This is a genomic window from Pseudoalteromonas sp. SCSIO 43095 (genome assembly GCF_023650455.1).
GTDB lineage: Bacteria > Pseudomonadota > Gammaproteobacteria > Enterobacterales > Alteromonadaceae > Pseudoalteromonas > Pseudoalteromonas tetraodonis.
In genome coordinates, this window is sequence record NZ_CP087995.1 from 2,136,241 (window position 1) to 2,161,884 (window position 25,644).

The following is a 25,644-nucleotide window of genomic DNA, read 5'->3' on the forward strand; positions in this document are numbered from 1 at the left end:
GCAACAAAGAGTAAATTGCCCCTAGGCAGAACCCTTTGGGCAGCGCCTGTTTGGCATTAATGCTACGTTATCGCCTATTAATGGGGAATAACCACACCACATAGACTCTGCCTTGCCTAAATACCAAACAGACTGCTGCAAATTTAATCTTCAAAGATTAACAGGCCCTTAAACTAGCTTTTTATTTTGCTAATCACTTTTGATGTAGAGCAACCATCTAAAAACTCAAGCACTTCTACTTTTCCGCCATGACGCAACACATGCTCAGCACCAGCAATTTGCTCAACGGTGTAATCACCACCCTTAACAAGAATATCTGGGCTAATTTGTTCAATTAGCTTTGCTGGTGTGTCATTTTCATCCTCACTGCCAAACGGAATAACCCAATCAACAGAGGCTAATGCACTTAAAACCATAGCACGCTCATCTAATGGGTTAATTGGGCGCTCAGGACCTTTTAAACGGGCAATAGATTCATCGTTATTTAAACCAACCACTAATCTATCACCACGCGCTTTAGCTTGCGCTAAATAGCGCACATGGCCTGCATGCAAAATATCAAAACAACCATTAGTAAATACAATGGTTTCTCCATTTTGCTTTGCAAATTCAATATGCTGTAATACATCATCAAATGGGGTTTGATAATGCTCGCCAGTGGCTTGTAAGTATTGACCTAACTTGCGGCTCAACTCTTCAGGAGAAACGGTAGCCGCTCCCAATTTACTTACTGCAATACCGGCTGCTAAATTTGCAATTTCGACTGCATCTTTGGCGGTCATACCCGCACCTAACATAACGGCAAGGGTTGCAATAACAGTATCCCCAGCGCCAGTTACGTCACTGACCTCAAGCTCTTGAGCTGCAAAATCATATTTTTCAGTGGCATTTATAAGCGACATACCTTGCTCTGAACGGGTAAGTAACATCGCCTTTATACCCGCATCACTAATCAGGGTACGCGCGCTGCTAGCAAGCAACTCTTCTGAACCAACCTGACCACCCGCTAATTTAAACTCATTTAAATTAGGGGTTATGTAATCAGCTCCACGGTACAACTCTAAATCAGATGATTTAGGATCAACAAGCACGGTTTTTCCTGCTTTTTTAGCAACCGAAATCATTTTTTGGATTAGCGCGAGTGAGCCCTTGTTGTAATCAGAAAATACAATAAAGTCGTAATCACTCAGCACCAGCTCTAATCGATTTAATAACAACTGGCTATGAGACTCATTAAAAGCCTCTTCTAAATCTAAACGTACCACTTGCTGATGACGGCTAATTACACGCATTTTAGAAATAGTCGGCAAATCGCATACACTCACAAGCTGTGAATTTATTTTTTCACCCTCTAGAATGTTTTCTAAAATTTGTCCGCTTTCATCCTCGCCAATTAGGCCAAGTAAACCCACTTTGCCATCTAGTCGGGCTATATTTTTAGCTACATTAGCGGCACCACCAGCTTTGTCTTCAAATTTACTGACTTTTACAACGGGTACCGGTGCCTCCGGCGAAATACGGCCAGAATCACCATACCAGTAGCGGTCGAGCATAACGTCGCCAACCACTAAAATACGCGCTGCTGATAAGTTTTTTAATAGCGATAAATCCATTACTGCTGCTCCGCAACAACCATATCCATGGCTTCACACAGCCAATGGCCAATAAACATGTGCGCCTCTTGAATACGGGCTGTTTCATCATTTTTAATAATAATAGGTAACTTGGCGATGTCTTTTACCTTACCTCCATCGCGACCTGTAAATGCAACAGTGAATGCTCCTATTTTATTAGCGGCTTCTAACGCTAAATTAATATTATTACTGGTGCCCGATGTGGTTAAGCCAATTACAATATCTTCAGGTTTACATAGCGCCTGTACTTGGCGTTCAAATACTGTGTCAAAATGATAGTCATTACTGTGCGCTGTTAAAATAGAGGTGTCTGTGGTTAGAGCAATAGACGCTAACGGTCCTCGCTCTAACTTATAACGTACCACAAACTCTGCAGCCAAATGCTGAGCATCAGCTGCACTGCCGCCATTGCCAAACCAAACAACCTTACCACCAGCCTGTAAAGCACTATGACATGCTTCTAACAACTGCATTACCTCTTGATGATACGCCTCCATGGTTTCGAACAATACTTGGTGGCGATTTAAACTTTCTAGGTAGCTAGTTGCCACTGAATCTATAATTGACATGAGATATTCCTCTTGGAACTGAAATGGCAGGAAAAATTAATTTCATTATTCCATAATTTTATAGCCAAATCACCTCTATATAACTAAATTAAAGCACAGGCAGAAAGTTATTATTCAGATAAAGAAGGGTTTTAACGTTGTTACCTTTTTCAGGTAGCTATTTTATATTTGTGTATTTAGAAAAAAACGATTTCACGCTAAACTAGCGCCACTTTCATTTACATAAAGCAACAGTATGGCACGCATTTTTTATTCACTCGCATTAATTATTATTAGCCCACTGATTGTATTTTACTTATATGTACTAAGAGGTAAAAAAAACGCAGGATATCGCGCTCACTTTAAGGAACGTTTTGGCTTCATAAGTCGCGCTTTATTTTCAAATAGCAACAAACCGGTTGTATTTCATTGTGCTTCTGTGGGCGAGGTGTTAGCTGCTACCCCTTTAATTAAAGCCCTACAACATGAACAACCGCAGTTAAATATTTTAATTACCTGCAATACCCCAACCGGACGAGAGCAAGTTACCGCACAATTTAAACAAAGCGTTGCTGTTAGTTATTTACCCATTGATTTTCCTATGGCCACCACTCGCTTTTTAAAACGAGTAAAACCGCAATTACTCTGTATTTTAGAAACTGAACTCTGGCCGAACTTAATGGCTAATGCGCACAAACAAAATATACCTGTATTGGTAGTTAACGCACGACTATCTGAAAAGTCACAACAGGGCTACGAAAAAGTGGCCCAGCTAACTCGCAGTATCATGCAATCAATTACCGCACTTGCAAGTCATGACAAAACAGATGCAAATCGCTTTATTGAATTAGGACTACCCGCTGAAAAAAGCCATGTAACGGGATCTATAAAATTTGATATTACCCCAACCACTGCGCAACTCAATAAAGTCGCCTCTTTACAGCAAGATTATAAAAAAGCAGAACGCTTTATATGGGTTGCAGGTTCTACACACCCTATAGAGCATGAGTTTATTTTAGCAGCCCACCAGCAAATACTAAAAACACATCCTGACGCTTTACTGATCATTGCGCCACGTCATCCCGAACAATTTGATAAAGTTGCAGAGTTGCTGACTCACTCGAATCTAAGCTTTAGTCGTCGCAGTCAAAAAAGTTACAACAATGAACAAGTTGTATTAGCCGACACATTAGGTGAATTACAATATCTATATGGTGCCGCTAATATAAGTTTTATCGGTGGCAGTTTAATTCGTCGTGGTGGCCATAACCCATTAGAGTCGGCAGCTTTTTCAGTGGGTGTACTTACCGGCCCTCATACCTACAACTTTGACCATGTTTACCCTGAACTTATTAAACTCAAAGGCGCCCATGTGGTTGAAAATACTGACGAACTAGTGCTTGCATTGCTTCGCTTAATTAAAAACACCAAAGCGTGTGATATTCTTGGCAGTAAAGCAGCTCAGTGCGTTGCTAAAAACCAAGGCGCTATTGCCAAAACGCTTGCCATTATAACTCCTTATTTAGAGCCAAAATCGTGACCAACTTAGCTATATCTCAAACCCGTGAATGGGTAAGCGCTGTGATTGTAAAATACAATTTTTGTCCATTTGCTCGTAAAGAAGTTGAAAATAACTGTATTCACTACACTATTAGTAATGCCTCAAAAATTGATGATGCTGTAATGGATATGCTTGAGCAATGTACCCAGCTTGACCGGGATCCTCAGCGTGAAACCACTTTATTAATATTTGATAATGGCTTTACTGATTTTGAAGATTTTTTAGACCTTGTTGACTTAGCCAATGCGCTATTAGTTGCACAAGGATTTGAGGGAAAGTACCAAATTGCAAACTTTCATCCTGACTATGTTTTTGCTGATAGTGATGAAGATGACGCTGCAAATTATACTAACCGCTCGCCCTTTCCTACTTTACACTTAATACGTGAGGCAAGTATGAGCGCGGCACTAGATGAATACAATGAGCCAGAGTCAATTCCTGAACACAATATCAACTTAGCGCGCCGAAAAGGCATTCACTTTTGGCAGCAGCTACTTGAAAATTGCAAAAAACCGAGCGCATAAGCTCGGTTTCTGGTTTTTAATAATGCACAGAGTTATTTTTTTACCCACTCACCATTAACTTCAACGAAATGCCCTGCTTGGGTTTTTTCAATGGTTTTTGCCGCCGCTAATGCTTCTACTTGAGCAAGTGACAAATTGTTCTTTTTCGCAAGTTTTAAATATTGTGCTTTGCGCTTTGCGTTAATTTCATCAACAACCGCTTTAGCCTCTGCATTTTGTACAACCAAACCTAAATAACCTGAGCTATCTTCACCCACAAGCCCTTGGTTTTTAGCATCATCTAAACTGATTGCCCAAGCAGAAAATGACAATAAAGCGGCACTTAAAAGTGTGATCACGTTTAACTTTTTATTTTTTAATAAACTCATAATTGCTCCTTAGAATAACTCACTGTCATCGCTAAATAAATCATCTAGCTCTTTATCAACCTTTACGCGAATTTCATGATCAACCTTCACATTTAAATTAATGGTGATAGGCTCTTTCGCTGCCACTTCAACGCGGTGCGTACATGCACTAAGCAACCCCAGTGCTGTAAGTATTATCAGCCATTTAGTCATTTTTAGTTCCTTTTGTTGAATACTCTTGTTCAACTTTTTGAGTAATTTCATCACTTAAGCGCAATGCTCTTAAGAGTGTAAAAACATTTTCTTCATGGTTGTAATTAAAGTTAACTTGCTGCGCCTGTTCCTTATTGTATCCCTTTAAGTTTACACCTAAATAAAGCCAACCGTCAGGCTTTAAGTCAACACTACTGTTTAAGCTCTGAATGTCTAAATCCTCTAATAAGCTTAAAATCGGGCCCAGCTCTTGTTGCTGAGCTTTAACTGCATCAAAAGCAGCATTATCAGTAATAACTAGCTTACCTGTCCCTTGGTTAGATAACTCACCGGATTTTACCGAAATACCTTGTTGATCTATGTAAACGGGTAAGCGGCCATTCACTCGACCTGTTAGTGTAATGCCTGATTTATCATCTAAGGTAATAAGTTTACTCGCATCAATATTTTCAAATGTGGCCAATGAACGCTGAGCTTTTTCCGTCACTTTGTAGCTATCCAAAGCAAAACGACCACCCAGTACATCTGCCGTTATTCTTTCAGCGCGAGCAATAGAGTTCTCAACACTAAAATTACCGACAATGTTACTCACAACAGCACCTGCTCGTAACTCATTTAATTCAAATGTAGTAGGAGCCACATTAAGCTGCCCTGAATCATAAGAACCCGTTAAGCGACTGCTAAAATGCTTAGCTAAATAATCGTTGTATAAGCCACTTACCTGTTCTACTTGAAATGCAAACTCAGCCTGCTGTAAATTAACATCTCCGCGAACAACCCCATTAAAGCTACCGTCGGTCAGCGTGGCTAATGGTTCAAACTGCTGTAAAACAGGGTTAAATTTAGTCACAGCTTGCTCTGCAACTGTTATCTCAAATGGGTGTTCCACAGCAGATATGTGGTGACTGGCTACCAATTCAATACCATCAATAAATACATGATGTGAGGCTTGAAGCGCCCGACTTTGCAAGCCTTTAGAGCTTATGCGAATATTACTTAGGTTTAAAAAGTCACTGTTAAGTTGGGTAAGTTTAGTTTCACTGTTTAAATCGACAAATAATTCGCCAACAGCCAAACTAGAAAATGCTGATAATTGATTATTTACGCCACGCATTTGGTATTGCTCGTAAGCCACTGAGCGTAATTGGCTATTTAGGCTAGCGTTGAAATTTTGTTTATCATCAAGCTCAGCACTAAACTGCGCCTTGTAGCCCTTTACTGTTAATTTATCAAAACTAAGCTCAGCAAAAGTCACCTCACTAGTTATTTTTGCATTTTGCTGACGCTGTAAAACATTCTCTATTTGAAATAGGCCAGTGCTTGCTACCTTTTTAGCTGATGCGGGTAAAAAGTCTGGCAGCTCATCGACGTTTAATTGGTAGTTGCCATCTACAGCCAAATTATTTAAAGCTGCCTCTATTTCTATATGCTTAATACCTTCGCTGATAAACAATAACTTAATATTGCCTTTAGCATACTCTAACGGTTGCTGAACATTAATTGCTAGGTTTTTCAGGCTGAGCTTCGTTTGACTATTTTTAGTGTTTAATAGCATTGACGGCATAACAAGTTGTCCGTTTTCAAGCTTTACCGTATCACTGAGCATCAATTGCCACTTTAACGGCAGCTGCTTGGCTATAAATTCACGCTGTGATTGATTGTTTATAAGCGCCAAACAATCGCTATCAAACGTTACCAAACTGCTTAATTGCTGTGCATTTAACAAAGCTTTTTTATCGTTAAAATGATAGTACATATTCATATTACCAAAAGCATTTAGCGTTACTGGGCATTTACTAAACTGCTGTGTAAAATCAGCATCTATGTTTGATTTTATATCAACGGATAACCCATCGAAGATGAAGTCATGCTCACTGTTTAATGAAAGCGCGGGCATCGGCTTTATCTTTGTTAATATTCCATCAGCTACCTTAAAATGACCAGTAATTTTATGATTGCTGACTGTTATCTCGGCAATTGCATCACCTGAAACCACAAATGTATTTAACTTCTCTTCACCAATGCTAAAAACTAGTTCATCATGAAGTTGTGGGTGAGTAATTAACAATCTTTTGATATCAATTTTAGGCCGTTGCTTGGGTAAATTAAGTGCCAGCTTTTTGAAGGAATTATTACTTGCTGAGACACTCTCGCTATCATTTAAACGAAGATTAGCGCGGCCAACTGTTATTTTTTTTGTATCAGCCACAATGTCACCAAGCTCAATTTGATGGCCTTGGTAAGCCAAACATAATCGGTTTACGTCTAAGCTAATATTTGAGTTTAGTGACCAATCTAAACAATGTAGTTCAACACCAGATTGGCTCAAAGATGACGCTATAGCCCATTGAGTTATAGGCATACGAAATACATAACCCAGTGTTAAAACACTCAGAAATAAAAACACGATTCCCCATGCGATGCGTTTGATCATACTATCCTTAATTTGAACCTTGAACCTTGAACCTTGAACCTTGAACCTTGAACAGTCTAAACAAAAAAGGCTGCACAAGGCAGCCTTTTTTATTTTACATCCAGATCATGAATCTAGTGTGTATATTAACCTACATTTTTACGCGCATTACGGAACATACGCATCCATGGGCTATCCTCTTTCCACTCATCTGGGTGCCAAGAGTTAGCAACAGTACGAAATACACGCTCTGGATGTGGCATCATTACAGTTGCACGACCATCTGTTGATGTAATACCGGTGATACCTTCTGGCGAGCCGTTCGGGTTCGCTGGGTATTGCGTTGTAGGGTTGCCGTAGTTATCAACAAATTTAACCGCTACAGTACCACTTGCAAGTGCTGCTTTTGTTGCTGCTTCGTTTGCAAACTCTGCATGGCCTTCACCATGAGATACCGCAATTGGCATCCGCGAGCCCGCCATACCATTAAAGAATACCGATGGATTCTCTTGTATTTCAACTAAGCTAAAGCGTGCTTCAAAACGCTCTGACTTGTTCGTTACAAAGCGTGGCCAATGCTCAGTACCTGGGATCAACTCTTTTAATGTTGATAGCATTTGACAACCGTTACATACCCCTAAGCTAAAGGTGTCTTCACGGTGGAAGAAACTTTGGAATTGATCGCGTGCCATGTCATTAAACAATATTGACTTAGCCCAACCTTCACCCGCACCAAGCACATCACCGTAAGAGAAACCACCACACGCCACTAAACCTTTGAACTGTTCAAGCGTTAAACGACCTTCTAAAATGTCGCTCATGTGCACATCAACCGCTGCAAAGCCCGCACGGTTAAATGCAGCTGCCATTTCTAAATGAGAGTTTACACCTTGCTCACGTAAAATAGCCATTTGCGGTTTAGCACCAGTTGCAATATATGGAGCTGCAACATCTTCATTTAAATCAAAGTTAAGTTTTACATTTAAGCCAGGATCTTTTGCGTCAAACTTAGCGTCAAACTCTTGCTTAGCACAATCTGGGTTATCACGACGCGCTTGCATTTGATACGTTGTTTCGGCCCAAATTGTACGAAGTTCAGTACGAGTATGATTAAGTACTGTTTGCTCACCACGATTAAACACTATGTTATCGTCGTTATTTAGCGAGCCAATCACATGACTAATTGCGGCAACTCCATGCTGCTCAAATACCGCATTTACAGCCTCTAAATCGCTATTCGCTACTTGAATTACAGCACCTAGCTCTTCGTTATAAAGCGCTTCAATATCAGAGCCCGTCAAAGTCGCTAAATCAACGGTAACACCGGTGTGACCGGTAAACGCCATTTCAGCGATAGTGGTAAATAAGCCACCGTCTGAACGGTCATGGTACGCAAGCAACTTGCTATCAGCGACTAGCGCTTGCATTGCGTTGTAAAAACCTTTTAGTAGCTCTGGGCTATCTACATCAGGTGTTGTATCACCTAATTGCTTATAAACCTGAGCAAGGCTTGATGCGCCCAGTCGGTTTTTGCCCGCGCCTAAGTCAACTAAAATAAGCGATGTATCGCCTTTATCTGTTCGTAACTGTGGGGTCACTGTTTTACGTACGTCTTCAACACGACCAAACGCAGTGATAATAAGCGATAACGGGGATGTTACAGATTGCTCTGTAGCATCATCTTCGTTCTTCCATGTCGTTTTCATCGACATAGAATCTTTACCTACAGGAATTGTTAACCCAAGTGCCGGACATAACTCTTCACCCACCGCTTTTACTGCTTCGTATAAACCGGCATCTTCTCCTGGGTGTCCCGCTGCGGCCATCCAGTTTGCAGATAACTTAATATTTTCAAGAGAGCCAATGTTTGCACAGGCAATATTCGTTAACGATTCTGCCACGGCTAAACGCGCTGAAGCGCCATAGTTAAGTAGTGCTGCAGGCGTACGTTCACCCAGTGACATTGCTTCACCATGGTAAGTGTCATACGTTGCTGCGGTTACTGCACAGTTAGCTACTGGTACTTGCCATGGGCCTACCATTTGATCGCGTGCTACTAAACCTGTTACCGAGCGATCGCCAATAGTAATGAGGAAGGTTTTTTCAGCAATGGTTGGTAAACGTAATAAACGTTCTGCAGCATCAGCAGCACTGATATTTTCAACGTCGAGTGCTTTACCTAACACTTGTTGTGATGTTACATCACGATGCATTTTAGGTGCTTTCCCTAATAAAACATCGAGCGGTAAATCAACAGGATTATTTTCAAAGTGACTATCAGCAACCGTTAAATGAGGCTCTGCAGTTGCTTCACCAATAACCGCATATTGCGCTCTTTCACGCTTACAAATAGCTTCAAAACGATCAAAATCTTCAACAGCAACAGCGAGTACATAGCGCTCTTGCGATTCATTACACCAAATTTCGTGTGGTGCCATGCCCGGTTCATCATTTGGGATATTGCGAAGCTGAAATTTACCGCCACGTCCACCGTCACTAACAAGTTCAGGGAATGCGTTAGATAAACCACCTGCACCCACATCATGAATAAACGCAATTGGATTTGCATCACCTAGCTGCCAACACTTGTCGATGACTTCTTGGCAACGACGTTCCATTTCGGGGTTTTCACGCTGTACAGAGGCAAAATCTAAATCTTCATTTGATTGACCCGACGCCATACTTGATGCAGCGCCACCGCCTAAGCCAATGTTCATTGCAGGGCCGCCTAGTGCAATGAGTTTTGCACCAACTGGAATATCGCCTTTTTGAACATGATCAGCACGGATATTACCTAAACCACCGGCAAGCATAATTGGCTTGTGGTAACCACGCACCTCTTCACCATTGTGACTGGTCACTTTTTCTTCGTAAGTACGGAAATAACCTAATAAATTAGGACGTCCAAACTCGTTATTAAACGCAGCACCACCTAATGGGCCTTCAGTCATAATATCTAGGGCATTAACAATACGGCCTGGTTTACCAAAATCACTTTCCCAAGGTTGTTCAAAACCAGGAATACGTAAATTAGATACAGTAAAGCCCACTAAACCCGCTTTTGGTTTTGAACCACGACCAGTTGCGCCCTCATCGCGAATCTCACCGCCCGATCCTGTTGCCGCACCAGAGAAAGGAGCAATAGCCGTTGGGTGGTTATGGGTTTCAACCTTCATTAAAATTTCAATGTCTTCTTGGTGATACGCATATTCACCTTGTGCATTCGGGAAGAAGCGACCCGCCTTTGAGCCTTTCATTACGGCTGCATTATCTTTATAGGCAGATAATACATTCTCAGGGTTATGCTCAAAGGTGTTTTTAATCATTTTGAACAACGACTTTGGTTGTTCAATGCCATCGATAGTCCAATCAGCATTAAATATTTTATGACGACAATGCTCTGAGTTCGCTTGAGCAAACATAAACAGTTCAATATCGTTAGGGTTACGCCCTAACTTAATAAAGTTTTCAACTAAATAATCAATTTCATCATCAGCAAGCGCAAACCCTTGCTCTATATTTGCTGCGGCTAATGCTTCACGGCCGCCACCTAAAATATCAACTGATGACATTGGACGAGGTGCATCGCTGCGAAACAACTGCGCGGCATCTTCTAATTTACTATGAGTAGCTTCAGTCATGCGGTCATGAAGAAGTGCTGCAACTTGTGCTAACTGTTCTGCACTTAAATCACCTTCAATATAGTAAGCAATACCGCGCTCTACGCGATGAACTTGTTTAAGCCCACAGTTATGAGCGATATCTGTCGCTTTTGAAGCCCATGGCGAGATTGTACCAGGGCGAGGCGTTACTAATACCAACTGACCTACTGGCGCATGCTCAGCAATTGTTGGGCCGTAGGTTAATAACTTTTCAAGTTTGGTGTGCTCATCAGTGTTTAATGGCGATGTTAAATCGGCAAAGTGAGCGTATTCGGCATATACATTGGTGACAGGAAGTTGCGATTGTTGGCAACGCGCTAAAATTTTATTAACTCTGAACTCTGAAAGTGCTGGTGCACCACGAAGGATCAACATAAGTAATTTCACCCGGGGTTAGGGATTGAACGATATTTTAGGCGCGTATTATAGTCCAAATTACTCTCAGATTTAACTCAAAAATGCGCTTTTCATTAAATTAACTTTTTCTTTTTGTTTACACCTATTTTTTACTCACTGCGATTAAACGACAAGTGACGTAATCAGTAAGTTTTGTTATAACAGGAGATACGATGCTAAAGAGGCGAATATGTTGAAGATAAAGCTAATAACAATCATTACGTTAGTCATACTTTTGTGTGCATGTAATACACAAGAGCAATCAACACAGCTTGCCCAAATCAAATCTGAAAACAAAATTCGTATTGGTACACTTGCCAGTGCAAGTAATTACTATCAAGCCATTCAAGGGGAGCAAGGATTTGAATTTGAGCTCTCTCAAGCGTTTGCAGACTACTTAGGGGTAGAGCTTGAAATTGTACCCTTTTTTAATTTATCCGAAATGTTTGCGCGCTTAGACAGTGGTGACCTCGATTTAATTGCCTCAGGGCTTACCTACAATAAAGTACGTGCTGAGCGCTATCGCTATGGCCCTACATACAGAACAATTAGTCAAAAATTAGTCTTTAAACAAGGCCGTGAACGCCCTCGTGATTTTGATGATTTAACCGGAAACTTCACCGTTATCGCTAAAAGTAGCCATTCATTAACATTAGAAGAAATTCAACAAACCAACCCAAACTTAAGCTGGAATGAAACCGAAGAGTTTGATGAAGAAGAATTACTGCAAGCAGTTATTGACGGCGAAATAGATTACACCTTAGCGGATTCTCATACTTTAGCGCTATTTCGTCGCTATCACCCTAATTTAAGTATTGGCTTTTCAGTTACCCGAAATGATTCAATTGCATGGATACTAAGAAAGTCGAATGATGATTCCCTATACGCATTATTAGTCCCCTTTTTTGGTGAAGCAAAACAAAATAATCAACTTTATGTGCTCGAAGAAAAATACTTCGGTCATGTCCGCCAGTTTAATTACGTTAATACCTTGGCCTATATAGATGCAATTAAAGAAACACTGCCTAAATATCAACCTTGGTTTATGCAATATGCTGGTAGCCTAGATTGGCGCTTACTGGCGGCATTAAGTTATCAAGAGTCGATGTGGAACCCGCGTGCTAAGTCACCAACCGGTGTGCGTGGTATTATGATGCTAACAAGACGCACAGCAAAACAAGTCGGTGTAACAAACCGCTTAGAACCAGAGCAAAATATACGCGGTGGTGCACAATACTTAGCAAAATTAATTAAACGCGTCCCGGATCGAATCCCTCAACCGGATCGTACTTGGCTTGCACTTGCCGCCTATAATGTAGGTTGGGGACACGTTAACGATGCCCGTATTATTACCGAGCAACAGGGAGCTAGCCCTGATAAATGGGCTGACGTTAAAAAGCGCTTACCATTGTTAGTAAAAAAACGTCACTATCGTAATACCCGTTATGGCTATGCTCGCGGTGATGTAGCAGTGACTTACGTTGATAATATACGCCGCTATTACGACGCGCTTGTTTGGCTTGATGAAAATAATGCAATGGCGCCGATTACCTCAACAAATGATACAGAAGATAAAATCGTTAAACCAGATGATTCAGAGCAACGTACAAGTAATTCCGCTGAGGAAAAAAAATAAATACGCTGCTTAGTAATTAACTGAACATCAGAAAATCAAATAGTTGTTTACTTGTAATCAATTATTCAATAATCTGGCTTAATTGTATAAAATTTTGTGTCATTACCAAGCACATAAGGATAAGTCATGCTTAAACGTAGACGTACACATCAACTTAAACGTTGTATAAAGCACTCAACCGCCACTCGTCGTCGAGTGATGTTAAGAAATTTACATAAAAAAATAATTTGGCGCCGCCGCATGTTTGCTATGCAGCAAATGGCTGAATTAGACGCCTTAATAGCAGCAGCTGACTAATCGCTGTTACTATTACGAGCGGCTTGCTTTGCCGCCTTTATTTGTGCTCGGCGACGCTTAAAAAAACTAGAAATAGTCTCTGCACATTGTGTTTCTAATACCCCACCCGTTATTTCTACCTGATGGTTTAAACGAGGTTCTTGTAAAAGGTTCATAATAGAACCAGCAGAACCCGTTTTAGCATCGGCTGCACCAAATACTAAGCGTTTAATTCGGCTATGTACTAATAAACCTGCGCACATAGAGCATGGCTCTAATGTGACATAAAGAGTACAGTCAATTAAGCGGTAATTATTAAGTACTTTTCCTGCTTCACGTACCGCTATCATCTCAGCATGAGCCGACGGGTCGTTATCAGTAATTGAGCGATTATAGCCTGCGCTAATAAGCTGATTATCTTTAACAATTATAGCACCTACCGGGATCTCATCTAGCTGCTCCGCTTGTTTTGCATACACAAGCGCTTGTTCCATCCAATATTGGTCGTCAAATGGCTCTATCATTATTATTACTTAACTATTTTTTATGCCGTAATTATACCAACTTAGCGCAATAAAATGCGTCATTGATCACTTTATTGCAAAAATAAAACAAATTTAAGTGGTTTGTCATGGCTCATAAGGCAGGATTTACGCTATAATCTCACGCTTTTTTTATTTAGCTCACAACACGGGTAGCAAATGAAATTTCCTGGACGCCGCAGGCATAAACATTATTTTCCAGTGGAAGCCAAAGATCCACTGACCAATCAACTTAACGCCACTGAGCGATTACACCGCAGCTATATTACGGGGATCGATCAAATCGTTGTTGATATAGAAGCTAAGGTTGACCAAGCTTTTCTCGATGAATTTCAATTGCGCCGAGGGATGTCGCAAGTTATAGATAATGACATCACCAATGCTTTATACGATCGCTTAAAACTAAACGACATGGTCGATTACGAATTCGCAGGCGGAACCGTTGGCAACACGATGCACAACTATTCCGTACTTGCTGATGACCGTTCGGTGCTATTAGGTGTAATGAGTGAAAACATAAAAATAGGCAGTTATGCTTATCGCTTTTTATGTAATAACTCAAGTCGCGTAGACTTAGACTACTTACAGCCTGTAGATGGTCCTATAGGCCGCTGTTTCACATTGATTGATGAAACGGGTGAACGCACCTTTGCCATTAGTGCTGGCCTGATGAATTACCTAAAGCCTGAGTCAATTGATAAAGAGCTAATAGAAGGATCATCAGCATTAGTCATCAGTGCTTATTTAATGCGTACTCAAGGCGATGAAACCATGACCGAAGCGACCATGCAAGCAATCAAGTATGCTAACGATGCAGATGTACCGGTTGTATTAACACTCGGTACTAAGTTTCTTATCGAGCAGGATCCTACATGGTGGGCTAACTTTGTAGAAAAGCATGTTGATATCCTTGCTATGAACGAAGAAGAAGGCCAAGCAATTACTGGATTTGAAGATCCATTACTAGCTGCCGACAAAGCATTAGACTGGGTTGATTTAGTAATTTGTACTGCCGGTGAAAAAGGCTTATTTATGGCCGGTTTTGTTGATGACAGTTTCAAACGCGAAACAGAGTATCCACTTTTGCCTGGTGCTATCCCTGATTTTAATCGTTATGAGTTTTCACGTGCAATGCGTAAAGTTGACTGTGAAAACCCAATAAAGGCATATAGTCATACTGCTCCGTTTATGGGCGGGCCTGACTCGATTAAAAATACCAACGGCGCTGGTGATTGTGCTTTAGCCGCTGTATTACATGACTTATCAGCGAATGTTTATCATAAGCTGAACGTTGCTAATTCAGCAAAACATCAGCAACAAGCGATTACCTACTCTTCGCTCGCTCAAATCAGTAAATACGCCAACCGTGCAAGTTACGAAGTGCTGGTTCAGCATTCTCCACGCTTATCACGTGGCTTACCAGAGCGCGAAGATTGTTTAGAGCAAGTGTATTGGGATCAATAAAATCCCAAAGCACTCAGCGTACTAAAATATAGATATATCAAGCTTTTTAGATAGCAGCTCTAATGCTGCTATTCCTGCCACCGAGTTACCAAAAGAGTTTAATCCTGGGGAATACACTGCCACAGTAAACCTATTCGGTAATACCGCCAATATAGTCCCAGAAACCCCTGATTTTCCAGGCATCCCCACTCGATAACCAAAATCACCCGCCGCATCATATAAACCACTAGTAAATAACAACGAGTTTAGTTGCTTATTTTGACGGCTAGAAAGCACTCGTTTAGAAGAGCTGTAGTCTATCCCTTTATTAGCTAAAAAGTTGTACGCCTTAGCAAGTTCAATACAATTAAGTTCTATGGCACAAAAATTAAAGTATGACCAAAGCACATCATCCACTTCATTCTCAAAGTTGCCGAATGATTTCATTAAGTGTGCCATTGCCGCATTTCTATGCCGAAACTCATATTCTGAGTTAGCCACTTGCTTATCAATTACGATACTTCGATTACCTGATAAATCGCGAAATGTTTCAAGCATAGAGTGCATTGGAGCTGATAAACGACTATACAAAGCATCACAGGTAACAATCGCTCCCGCATTAATGAACGGGTTGCGTGGTATGCCTTTTTCAAACTCAAGCTGTGTCAGTGAATTAAACGCTGTTCCTGAGGGCTCTTTACCCACTCTACTCCATAATTCATCGCCATAACGTTGCAGCGCTAATGTCAGAGTCATTACTTTAGAAACAGATTGAATAGTAAAACGTTGTTCGCAATCACCCGCGCAAAATATCTCCCCCTCAGTGGTGTAAATGGCAATAGAAAACTGCTCAAGATCAACTTCAGCAAGAGCAGGGATATAATCAGCAACCTTACCTTGGCTCAATAAAGGTTTAACCTCTTGAGTTATCTCATTTAGCACTCGTTGATAATCACTGGTTGGCAATAGACACCTCAATAATATGCAAAGTTAAAATAAAATTTTAACACGTAGGATCTATAACTGCATGAGAATGTTAAGTCTATAAGTTATTAGTAATCTGATAGGAAGCATATACATGATGAGATTAGCGGACAGTCTATTTTTTAAGATATTGCGTAATTCATCTTCAAATTTAAAACAATAAAAAACCAGCATTTTGCTGTAACGTGGTTCTGTTATTTGAAGCTAGTGCGCTAATTTATAGCGACAATACAATAGAACATCCCACTATTCTGTTTAGATCCAAGCTGTTTTGTTTGATGTATAGGAATACGAATGCCATGGAGCACAGGATATGCAAGAGCGGCCACTACTAAGTTCCATATACAGTCTTGGCTTGATGTTTTACTTTATCTCAGACAACAAAAAACCCGTTACATTGCTGTAACGGATTTCTCTTATTTGGATCGTGGTAATGTCATGGTGCCCACAGCAGTAGAAAGTCACATAGCAAATGCAACAGTGGCCTTGTGCGGGGCTTGCCTTCGAGCTGTTTAGGAATACGAATGCCGTAGAGCACAGGATGTACGAGAAAGGCCACTACTGAGTTCGGCATGGGCTCTTGGCTATTTATTAAATCCCAGGCAGCAAAAAACCCGTCACATCGCTGTAACGGGCTTCTTTAATTGGATCGTGGTAATGTCATGGTGCCCACAGCAGTAGAAAGTCACATAGCAAATGCGACAGTGGCCTTGTGCGGGGCTTGCCTTCGAGCTGTTTAGGAATACGAATCCCGTGGAGCACAGGATGTACGAGAAAGTCCACCACTGAGTTCGGCATGGGCTCTTGGCTATTTATTAAATCCCAGGCAGCAAAAAACCCGTCACATCGCTGTAACGGGTTTCTCTTATTTGGATCGTGGTAATGTCATGGTGCCCACAGCAGTAGAAAGTCACATAGCAAATGCGACAGTGGCCTTGTGCGGGGCTTGCCTTCGAGCTGTTTAGGAATACGAATGCCGTGGAGCACAGGATGTACGAGAAAGGCCACCACTGAGTTCGGCATGGGCTCTTGGCTATTTATTAAATCCCAGACAGCAAAAAAAACTCGTCACATCGCTGTAACGGGTTTCTCTTATTTGGATCGTGGTAATGTCATGGTGCCCACAGCAGTAGAAAGTCACATAGCAAATGCGACAGTGGCCTTGTGCGGGGCTTGCCTTCGAGCTGTTTAGGAATATGAATGCCATGGAGCACAGGATATGCAAGAGCGGCCACTACTAAGTTCCATATACAGCCTTGGCTTGATGTTTTACTTTATCTCAGACAACAAAAAACCCGTTACATTGCTGTAACGGGTTTCTTTAATTAGATCCTGGTAATGTCCTACTTTCACATAGCAAATGCTACACTATCATCGGCGCTGTTTCGTTTCACTACTGAGTTCGGCATGGGGTCAGGTGGGTCCAAAACGCTATTGTCACCAAGAAAATTCTTTTCAATTTTCTTATTATTTATTCTTAAATTTAAAGTCTTTCGACTAAATTTGGAGCCTGGTAATGTCCTACTTTCACATAGCAAATGCTACACTATCATCGGCGCTGTTTCGTTTCACTACTGAGTTCGGCATGGGGTCAGGTGGGTCCAAAACGCTATTGTCACCAAGCAAATTTTGTCCAAAGGATTAATGACAAAGCACGTAGTGCTTACATTTCCTTTGCGTAAGGTGCCTCAATGTTAACGCTACGCGCTAAGAGTCACCTCATAAATTTGGAATTCTGATAATAAAGTCTTCAAGTATCTACTTTAGTCTATTAACTTCTTGCTTAAACTGTCGCATAAAACGCGTTTGGCGTTGTATGGTTAAGCCTCACGGGTAATTAGTACAAGTTAGCTTAATGGCTCACACCACTTCCACATCTTGCCTATCAACGTTGTCGTCTTCAACGGCCCTTCAGAGACTTTAAAAGTCTAGTGAGAACTCATCTCGAGGCCTGCTTCGCGCTTAGATGCTTTCAGCGCTTATCAGTTCCGAACGTAGCTACCGGGCAATGCCATTGGCATGACAACCCGAACACCAGCGGTTCGTTCACTCCGGTCCTCTCGTACTAGGAGCAACCCCTCTCAATTCTCAAACGCCCACGGCAGATAGGGACCGAACTGTCTCACGACGTTCTAAACCCAGCTCGCGTACCACTTTAAATGGCGAACAGCCATACCCTTGGGACCGACTTCAGCCCCAGGATGTGATGAGCCGACATCGAGGTGCCAAACACCGCCGTCGATATGAACTCTTGGGCGGTATCAGCCTGTTATCCCCGGAGTACCTTTTATCCGTTGAGCGATGGCCCTTCCATTCAGAACCACCGGATCACTATGACCTACTTTCGTACCTGCTCGACGTGTCTGTCTCGCAGTTAAGCTGGCTTCTACCATTACACTAACCGTACGATGTCCGACCGTACTTAGCCAACCTTCGTGCTCCTCCGTTACTCTTTGGGAGGAGACCGCCCCAGTCAAACTACCCACCAGGCACTGTCCGTAACCCCGATTCAGGGGCCAACGTTAGAACATCAAAACTACAAGGGTGGTATTTCAAGGACGACTCCACAAAAACTAGCGTCTCTGCTTCTAAGTCTCCCACCTATCCTACACATGTAGGTTCAATGTTCAGTGCCAAGCTGTAGTAAAGGTTCACGGGGTCTTTCCGTCTAGCCGCGGGTACACAGCATCTTCACTGCGATTTCAATTTCACTGAGTCTCGGGTGGAGACAGCGTGGCCATGGTTACACCATTCGTGCAGGTCGGAACTTACCCGACAAGGAATTTCGCTACCTTAGGACCGTTATAGTTACGGCCGCCGTTTACCGGGGCTTCGATCAAGAGCTTCTCCGAAGATAACCCCATCAATTAACCTTCCGGCACCGGGCAGGTGTCACACCGTATACGTCATCTTGCGATTTTGCACAGTGCTGTGTTTTTAATAAACAGTCCCAGCCACCTGGTCACTGCGGCTCCCGTCCGCTTAGAGAGCAAGTCTCATCACAGATAGGAGCGTACCTTCTCCCGAAGTTACGGTACGATTTTGCCTAGTTCCTTCACCCGAGTTCTCTCAAGCGCCTTAGTATTCTCTACCTGACCACCTGTGTCGGTTTGGGGTACGATTCGGTATAATCTGAAGCTTAGAGGCTTTTCCTGGAAGTATGGCATCAGCAACTTCATCACCTTGGTGACTCGTCTCGTGTCTCAGCCTAACAGCAACCCGGATTTACCTAAGTCACTAGCCTACACACTTTCACATGGACTACCATCGCCATGCTTGCTTAGCCTGCTCCGTCCCCCCATCGCAATTATACCAAGTACGGAAATATTAATCCGTTTCCCATCGACTACGCCTTTCGGCCTCGCCTTAGGGGTCGACTTACCCTACCCTGATTAACATGGGATAGGAACCCTTGGTCTTCCGGCGTGCGGGTTTTTCACCCGCATTATCGTTACTCATGTCAGCATTCGCACTTCTGATACCTCCAGCAAACCTCCCGGTTCACCTTCAACGGCTTACAGAACGCTCCCCTACCACTCAAAATAAATTTTGAATCCGCAGCTTCGGTGCATAGTTTAGCCCCGTTACATCTTCCGCGCAGACCGACTCGACCAGTGAGCTATTACGCTTTCTTTAAAGGATGGCTGCTTCTAAGCCAACCTCCTGGCTGTCTGGGCCTTTCCACATCGTTTCCCACTTAACTATGACTTTGGGACCTTAGCTGGCGGTCTGGGTTGTTTCCCTCTTCACGACGGACGTTAGCACCCGCCGTGTGTCTCCCGGATAGTACTTTACGGTATTCGGAGTTTGCAAAGGGTTGGTAAGTCGGGATGACCCCCTAGCCTTAACAGTGCTCTACCCCCGTAAGTATTCGTCCGAGGCTCTACCTAAATAGATTTCGGGGAGAACCAGCTATCTCCCGGTTTGATTAGCCTTTCACTCCTAACCACAGGTCATCCCCTAACTTTTCAACGTTAGTGGGTTCGGTCCTCCAGTTGATGTTACTCAACCTTCAACCTGCCCATGGCTAGATCACCGGGTTTCGGGTCTATACCTTGCAACTATTCGCCCAGTTAAGACTCGGTTTCCCTACGGCTACCCTAATCGGTTAACCTCGCTACAAAATATAAGTCGCTGACCCATTATACAAAAGGTACGCAGTCACAGAACAAGTCTGCTCCTACTGCTTGTACGTACACGGTTTCAGGTTCTATTTCACTCCCCTCACAGGGGTTCTTTTCGCCTTTCCCTCACGGTACTGGTTCACTATCGGTCAGTTGGGAGTATTTAGCCTTAGATGATGGTCCACCTATATTCAGTCAAAGTTTCACGTGCTCCGACCTACTCGATTTCACTTAAGATGCGTTTTCATGTACGGGACTATCACCCTGTATCGTGGCACTTTCCAGAGCCTTCCATTAACACATAATAAGCTTAAGGGCTGTTCCGATTTCGCTCGCCGCTACTCTCGGAATCTCGGTTGATTTCTTTTCCTACGGGTACTTAGATGTTTCAGTTCTCCGCGTTCGCCTCGTTAACCTATGTATTCAGTTAACGATACCTGCAAGCAGGTGGGTTTCCCCATTCGGAAATCCTAGTCTCAAGCGCTTTTTACTAGCTTGACTAGGCTTATCGCAAGTTAATACGTCCTTCATCGCCTCCAACTGCCAAGGCATCCACCGTGTACGCTTAGTCACTTAACCATACAACCCAAACGGGTCTTTGTTTTGTGACAGTTTAACTTCGCCAGAAGTTAATATTGAATACTAAAGTAGATACCAATTAATCATAAATGATTAAATTGGCACTGAATGATACTGCTATCATTCTTTTTTACTTTTGAAAACTCTGTACAAATAACAATGTTATTTATACGAATTTTATTATCAGCTTTTCCAAATTTTTAAAGAGCATATTAATCAGTTAACCCAAAGGGTAAAACTAACTAACAATCATCTGTGTGGACACTGCGAACAAATAAGTTCTAAATCGTATAAGGAGGTGATCCAGCCCCAGGTTCCCCTAGGGCTACCTTGTTACGACTTCACCCCAGTCATGAATCACTCCGTGGTAAACGTCCTCCCGAGGGTTAGACTATCTACTTCTGGAGCAACCCACTCCCATGGTGTGACGGGCGGTGTGTACAAGGCCCGGGAACGTATTCACCGCGTCATTCTGATACGCGATTACTAGCGATTCCGACTTCATGGAGTCGAGTTGCAGACTCCAATCCGGACTACGACGCACTTTAAGTGATTCGCTTACCCTCGCGAGTTCGCAGCACTCTGTATGCGCCATTGTAGCACGTGTGTAGCCCTACACGTAAGGGCCATGATGACTTGACGTCGTCCCCACCTTCCTCCGGTTTATCACCGGCAGTCTCCTTAGAGTTCTCAGCATTACCTGCTAGCAACTAAGGATAGGGGTTGCGCTCGTTGCGGGACTTAACCCAACATCTCACAACACGAGCTGACGACAGCCATGCAGCACCTGTATCAGAGTTCCCGAAGGCACCAAACCATCTCTGGTAAGTTCTCTGTATGTCAAGTGTAGGTAAGGTTCTTCGCGTTGCATCGAATTAAACCACATGCTCCACCGCTTGTGCGGGCCCCCGTCAATTCATTTGAGTTTTAACCTTGCGGCCGTACTCCCCAGGCGGTCTACTTAATGCGTTAGCTTTGAAAAACAGAACCGAGGTTCCGAGCTTCTAGTAGACATCGTTTACGGCGTGGACTACCAGGGTATCTAATCCTGTTTGCTCCCCACGCTTTCGTACATGAGCGTCAGTGTTGACCCAGGTGGCTGCCTTCGCCATCGGTATTCCTTCAGATCTCTACGCATTTCACCGCTACACCTGAAATTCTACCACCCTCTATCACACTCTAGTTTGCCAGTTCGAAATGCAGTTCCCAGGTTGAGCCCGGGGCTTTCACATCTCGCTTAACAAACCGCCTGCGTACGCTTTACGCCCAGTAATTCCGATTAACGCTCGCACCCTCCGTATTACCGCGGCTGCTGGCACGGAGTTAGCCGGTGCTTCTTCTGTCAGTAACGTCACAGGATGCAGGTATTAACTACATCCCTTTCCTCCTGACTGAAAGTGCTTTACAACCCGAAGGCCTTCTTCACACACGCGGCATGGCTGCATCAGGCTTGCGCCCATTGTGCAATATTCCCCACTGCTGCCTCCCGTAGGAGTCTGGGCCGTGTCTCAGTCCCAGTGTGGCTGATCATCCTCTCAAACCAGCTAGGGATCGTCGCCTTGGTGAGCCATTACCTCACCAACTAGCTAATCCCACTTGGGCCAATCTAAAGGCGAGAGCCGAAGCCCCCTTTGGTCCGTAGACATTATGCGGTATTAGCAGTCGTTTCCAACTGTTGTCCCCCACCTCAAGGCATGTTCCCAAGCATTACTCACCCGTCCGCCGCTCGTCAGCAAAGTAGCAAGCTACTTTCTGTTACCGCTCGACTTGCATGTGTTAGGCCTGCCGCCAGCGTTCAATCTGAGCCATGATCAAACTCTTCAATTAAAAAGTTTTATGTCTTTCGACAGCTCAATGAATTCTGAATTTATTTAATATCTTTCGATATTGAATTGACTGTGCTGAATAATTACTAAAAGTAACTATTCTGTTGGTCACTCAGTTTCTCTTTCGAGAAATCACATTGAGACTCTAAATTTGCTTGCCTCGTTACTTGCTCAATAAAGAACGAAGTAGCTTGGCTGTTAGAACTCAATCTGTACGAGTACCCACACAGATGATTGCTTTATATTGTTAAAGAACGTTGCGATTAAATCGTTAAACTTTATCTCGCTAGGGCTGCGCATATTACGCTTTCCTATTTTTTTGTCAACACTTAATTTTGTTAAACTTGAAAGTTTTCAGAACTAAGTTTTACTCGACTCACTGAGTAGCTCGTGCCTCGCTATGCGTTGGCGTTCCCCGTCTCAGTGGGGTCGCATTATAGGGAGAATCGATTTTAACGCAAGCGTTTTTAAAGGCTTTTTTGCATTTAATTGTTACCCCAAAGATACCCCACCTAGACACACACGTTACCCACAAAACCCTGTGGATAACCCTGCATTTATCCTCTTTTTAAATGTAGAAAACAAAAAAGCATCTTTAGTTAGATGCTTTTATAAAGGTTCTAATTAGCCGTTAATATAAAATACTATAGAGCTTGCGGCGATATTTAGCGGCTAATGCATCGCCGTCAGGTAAAGAGGCGATTATTGCTAAGAAGTTTGGTTTGGCTTCATCATAGTTAAGATCTTTTTTAAGGATAGTAAAGAGTGCTTCTAATGCTTCTTCTTTCCTTCCTGCTTCATTGAGTAGGTTACTAAGTTCCATTTGTAATTCAAGCTCATTGGGATGCTTGGCTACTCTTTCTTGCAATGCTTTTATTTCAGGTGAATCGGTTGCCTCTAATGCGGCCTCACATTTTGCCTTAATATTATTAAAGTATGCATCTTGCTCTTTTACATCTATTGTTTCTATTAACGCAGCGGCTTCATCTAGTTTGTGAATCTGTATACATATATCTGCAAGCACTAATTTAATTCTCGCATTACGACTATCTAATTCATATGCTTGCTTAGCATGATTAAACGCGGCATTTAAATCACTATTAATAAGTGCTTGCTTGGCTTGCTCTAATAAAAGGTCTTGTTGCGCAGGTAAATGTTTAGATAATGCATCACGAACTTGGCTTTCTGTTTGAGCACCCGCTAATACATCAACTGGAGCTGAGTCTTTTAATAACACTAAAGTAGGTAAGGTTTGCAATCCAACTTGTTGGGCAAGTTGAGAGGCAAGTGCCTGCTCTGCATCGCAGTCTAAGTTTGCGACTACTATATAGTTGCTGTATTCAGCAGCTAACTTATCTAAAATAGCTGCTTGGCTAATACACTCAGGGCTTTGTGGAGAAAAAAAGTTAAGTAGTACTAACTTTTGTTGTGATGTTTCACCCAATACTTGCTGAAGGTTTTGTGCGTTAAGACTAACTATATTACTCATTGAATTATTGCCATGTTCATCTATTTAAGTTTTTATATGGTGATGAAGATAATAATTACAAGTCATCTGTTTAAATCATTTAAATACAATAAAAGGTAGTGAGGGAAATATGAAATTAGCGTATGTAAGTGCATTGTGTTTATTAGTCAGCCCATTATTGAATGCGCAAGCACTTAAATTGGATCTTGATACCAGCATGCCGGCAATAGAAAAACTTTACTTAGACCTACATCAATCACCTGAATTGTCATATAAGGAAAAGCAAACAGGTAAAAAAATCGCTGAACGACTTCAGAAATTAGGGTTTGACGTAACCGATAATGTAGGTGGTTATGGTGTAGTCGGAATTTACAAAAATGGTCAAGGCCCTACCGTCATGATCAGAACTGATACTGATGGCCTGCCTATAACAGAGCAAACAGGCAAAACTTACGCATCAACTATTACCACAATTAATGATCAAGGTAGTGAAGTTGGCGTTATGCATGGCTGTGGTCATGATATTCATATGAGCTCTTTTATTGGCACTGCAGAGCAATTAATTATGCATAAAAATCAGTGGCAAGGTACTTTAATGATGGTTGCTCAACCCGCTGAAGAAGTAGGCGGTGGTGCAAAAGCAATGCTCAAGGAAGGATTATTTAGCAAATACGCTAAACCTGATCATATTATTGCTTTGCATGTAAGCGCTAATGTTGCTGCAGGTAAGGTGGCAATGAAAAATGAATACACCATGGCCAATGTTGATTCTGTCGATATTAGTATAAAAGGAAAAGGTGGCCACGGTGCTTACCCGCATACAACTATTGACCCTGTGATCATCGCAGCTCGAACAATACTTGCACTACAAACAATTACTAGTCGAGAGCTTTCTCCACTTGAACCTTCAGTGATAACGGTGGGTTCCATTCATGGTGGCTCTAAACACAATGTTATTTCTGATGAAGTTAAGTTGCAACTTACGCTACGCAGCTACAATCCAGATGTACGTAACGCACAAATAGCGGCAATTAAACGTATTACTGCAGGTATAGCACAAAGTGCAGGCCTTGAGGAATCTCTTTACCCTGTAGTGAAAGTTCATGAAGATGAATCAATTCCATCAACTTACAATAACCCAGTACAAACTAACCTTGTTCGAAACGCTATAAAAAGTGCGATAGGTGATGCAAACGTGCTCGAAACAGAAGCGGTAATGGCCGGTGAAGACTTTGGATTATACGGGCGCACCGACGAAAATATTCCTATCACCTTATTTTGGCTAGGTGGCGTTAACCAACAGCAGTACGCCAAGGCAATAAAAAATAACGAAACACTGCCCTCGTTACATTCAAGTAAATTTGCGCCTGATTATAAAGTAGCACTGCCTACAGGAATAAAGGCTATGAGTAACGCCGCTGTGGCACTATTCAATCAGTAACCTTCAACGCTATATGTAAGCCCTGCG

General features: G+C 42.4%; 15 protein-coding genes and 4 rRNA genes. 6 read left to right on the plus strand and 13 right to left on the minus strand.

The window, feature by feature from the left end; translation table 11 throughout:
• Positions 1-173: 173 nt before the first annotated feature.
• A complete protein-coding gene (gene hldE, locus LOC50_RS10115) occupies positions 174-1,613 on the minus strand; it encodes a bifunctional D-glycero-beta-D-manno-heptose-7-phosphate kinase/D-glycero-beta-D-manno-heptose 1-phosphate adenylyltransferase HldE (protein ID WP_250653161.1) in 1,440 nt (479 codons plus the stop codon).
• Positions 1,613-2,203 carry a D-sedoheptulose-7-phosphate isomerase gene (locus tag LOC50_RS10120; RefSeq protein WP_008115583.1) on the minus strand — a complete coding sequence of 197 codons (591 nt, stop codon included), beginning with the start codon at positions 2,201-2,203 and terminating at the stop codon, positions 1,613-1,615. The genes hldE and LOC50_RS10120 overlap by 1 nt, the downstream gene beginning before the upstream one ends.
• A 235-nt stretch (positions 2,204-2,438) precedes the next feature.
• Here LOC50_RS10120 and waaA point away from each other — a divergent pair, with 235 nt between their 5' ends.
• Positions 2,439-3,722, plus strand: coding sequence for a lipid IV(A) 3-deoxy-D-manno-octulosonic acid transferase (waaA, locus tag LOC50_RS10125; protein ID WP_250653162.1), 1,284 nt, complete (start codon positions 2,439-2,441; stop codon positions 3,720-3,722).
• On the plus strand, positions 3,719-4,267 hold the full coding sequence (locus LOC50_RS10130) for a DUF1415 domain-containing protein (RefSeq protein ID WP_069438518.1): 549 nt from the start codon (positions 3,719-3,721) through the stop codon (positions 4,265-4,267). The genes waaA and LOC50_RS10130 overlap by 4 nt, the downstream gene beginning before the upstream one ends.
• A 32-nt stretch (positions 4,268-4,299) precedes the next feature.
• On the opposite strand, the gene LOC50_RS10135 is transcribed toward LOC50_RS10130, so the two are convergent.
• From LOC50_RS10135 to purL, 4 genes are all read right to left on the minus strand, one after another.
• Complete coding sequence (locus LOC50_RS10135) at positions 4,300-4,635, minus strand: YdbL family probable chaperone protein (RefSeq protein WP_008115577.1); 336 nt, start codon at positions 4,633-4,635, stop codon at positions 4,300-4,302.
• 9 nt (positions 4,636-4,644) lie between these two features.
• On the minus strand, positions 4,645-4,827 hold the full coding sequence (locus LOC50_RS10140) for a YnbE family lipoprotein (RefSeq protein ID WP_008115575.1): 183 nt from the start codon (positions 4,825-4,827) through the stop codon (positions 4,645-4,647).
• The gene (locus tag LOC50_RS10145) at positions 4,820-7,261 is read right to left on the minus strand and encodes an intermembrane phospholipid transport YdbH family protein (protein WP_250653163.1); all 2,442 of its coding nucleotides are present in this window, start codon (positions 7,259-7,261) and stop codon (positions 4,820-4,822) included. The genes LOC50_RS10140 and LOC50_RS10145 overlap by 8 nt, the downstream gene beginning before the upstream one ends.
• Positions 7,262-7,386: 125 nt before the next feature.
• Complete coding sequence (purL, locus tag LOC50_RS10150) at positions 7,387-11,277, minus strand: phosphoribosylformylglycinamidine synthase (protein WP_250653164.1); 3,891 nt, start codon at positions 11,275-11,277, stop codon at positions 7,387-7,389.
• A 211-nt stretch (positions 11,278-11,488) separates the two neighbouring features.
• Here purL and mltF point away from each other — a divergent pair, with 211 nt between their 5' ends.
• Entirely contained in the window at positions 11,489-12,934 is a 1,446-nt protein-coding gene (gene mltF / locus LOC50_RS10155) for a membrane-bound lytic murein transglycosylase MltF (protein ID WP_250653165.1), read from the plus strand.
• Between the two features lie 126 nt (positions 12,935-13,060).
• Positions 13,061-13,231, plus strand: a complete 171-nt coding sequence (locus LOC50_RS10160; protein WP_008468235.1) for a hypothetical protein — start codon at positions 13,061-13,063, stop codon at positions 13,229-13,231.
• Here LOC50_RS10160 and tadA read toward each other — a convergent pair.
• Positions 13,228-13,734 (minus strand): tRNA adenosine(34) deaminase TadA, encoded by a 507-nt coding sequence (gene tadA / locus LOC50_RS10165; protein WP_024601836.1) that lies wholly within the window; start codon positions 13,732-13,734, stop codon positions 13,228-13,230. The two genes, LOC50_RS10160 and tadA, sit on opposite strands and share 4 nt — an antisense overlap.
• 177 nt (positions 13,735-13,911) lie before the next feature.
• On the opposite strand from tadA, the gene LOC50_RS10170 reads away from it, so the two are divergent.
• The gene (locus tag LOC50_RS10170; protein ID WP_013464270.1) at positions 13,912-15,216 is read left to right on the plus strand and encodes an inosine/guanosine kinase; all 1,305 of its coding nucleotides are present in this window, start codon (positions 13,912-13,914) and stop codon (positions 15,214-15,216) included.
• 21 nt (positions 15,217-15,237) lie between these two features.
• Here the strand turns inward: LOC50_RS10170 and glsB are convergent, their stop codons facing one another.
• The 6 genes from glsB to LOC50_RS10200 all read right to left on the minus strand — a co-directional run bounded on the left by glsB (position 15,238) and on the right by LOC50_RS10200 (position 24,197).
• On the minus strand, positions 15,238-16,161 hold the full coding sequence (glsB, locus tag LOC50_RS10175; protein WP_028835530.1) for a glutaminase B: 924 nt from the start codon (positions 16,159-16,161) through the stop codon (positions 15,238-15,240).
• 1,348 nt (positions 16,162-17,509) lie between these two features.
• Positions 17,510-17,624, minus strand: a 5S ribosomal RNA gene (rrf, locus tag LOC50_RS10180).
• Between the two features lie 63 nt (positions 17,625-17,687).
• Positions 17,688-17,802 (minus strand): 5S ribosomal RNA (rrf, locus tag LOC50_RS10185).
• A gap of 193 nt (positions 17,803-17,995) precedes the next feature.
• Positions 17,996-20,882: ribosomal RNA gene (locus LOC50_RS10190) — 23S ribosomal RNA — on the minus strand.
• 291 nt (positions 20,883-21,173) lie between these two features.
• A 16S ribosomal RNA gene (locus LOC50_RS10195) occupies positions 21,174-22,709 on the minus strand.
• The 16S, 23S and 5S rRNA genes sit together here, the layout of an rRNA operon.
• A 630-nt stretch (positions 22,710-23,339) precedes the next feature.
• Complete coding sequence (locus LOC50_RS10200) at positions 23,340-24,197, minus strand: tetratricopeptide repeat protein (RefSeq protein WP_036979855.1); 858 nt, start codon at positions 24,195-24,197, stop codon at positions 23,340-23,342.
• Positions 24,198-24,306: 109 nt separating this feature from the next.
• On the opposite strand from LOC50_RS10200, the gene LOC50_RS10205 reads away from it, so the two are divergent.
• Positions 24,307-25,617: a M20 metallopeptidase family protein gene (locus LOC50_RS10205; RefSeq protein WP_250653166.1), complete on the plus strand. Its 1,311-nt coding sequence runs from the start codon at positions 24,307-24,309 to the stop codon at positions 25,615-25,617.
• The last annotated feature ends 27 nt before the right edge of the window (positions 25,618-25,644 follow it).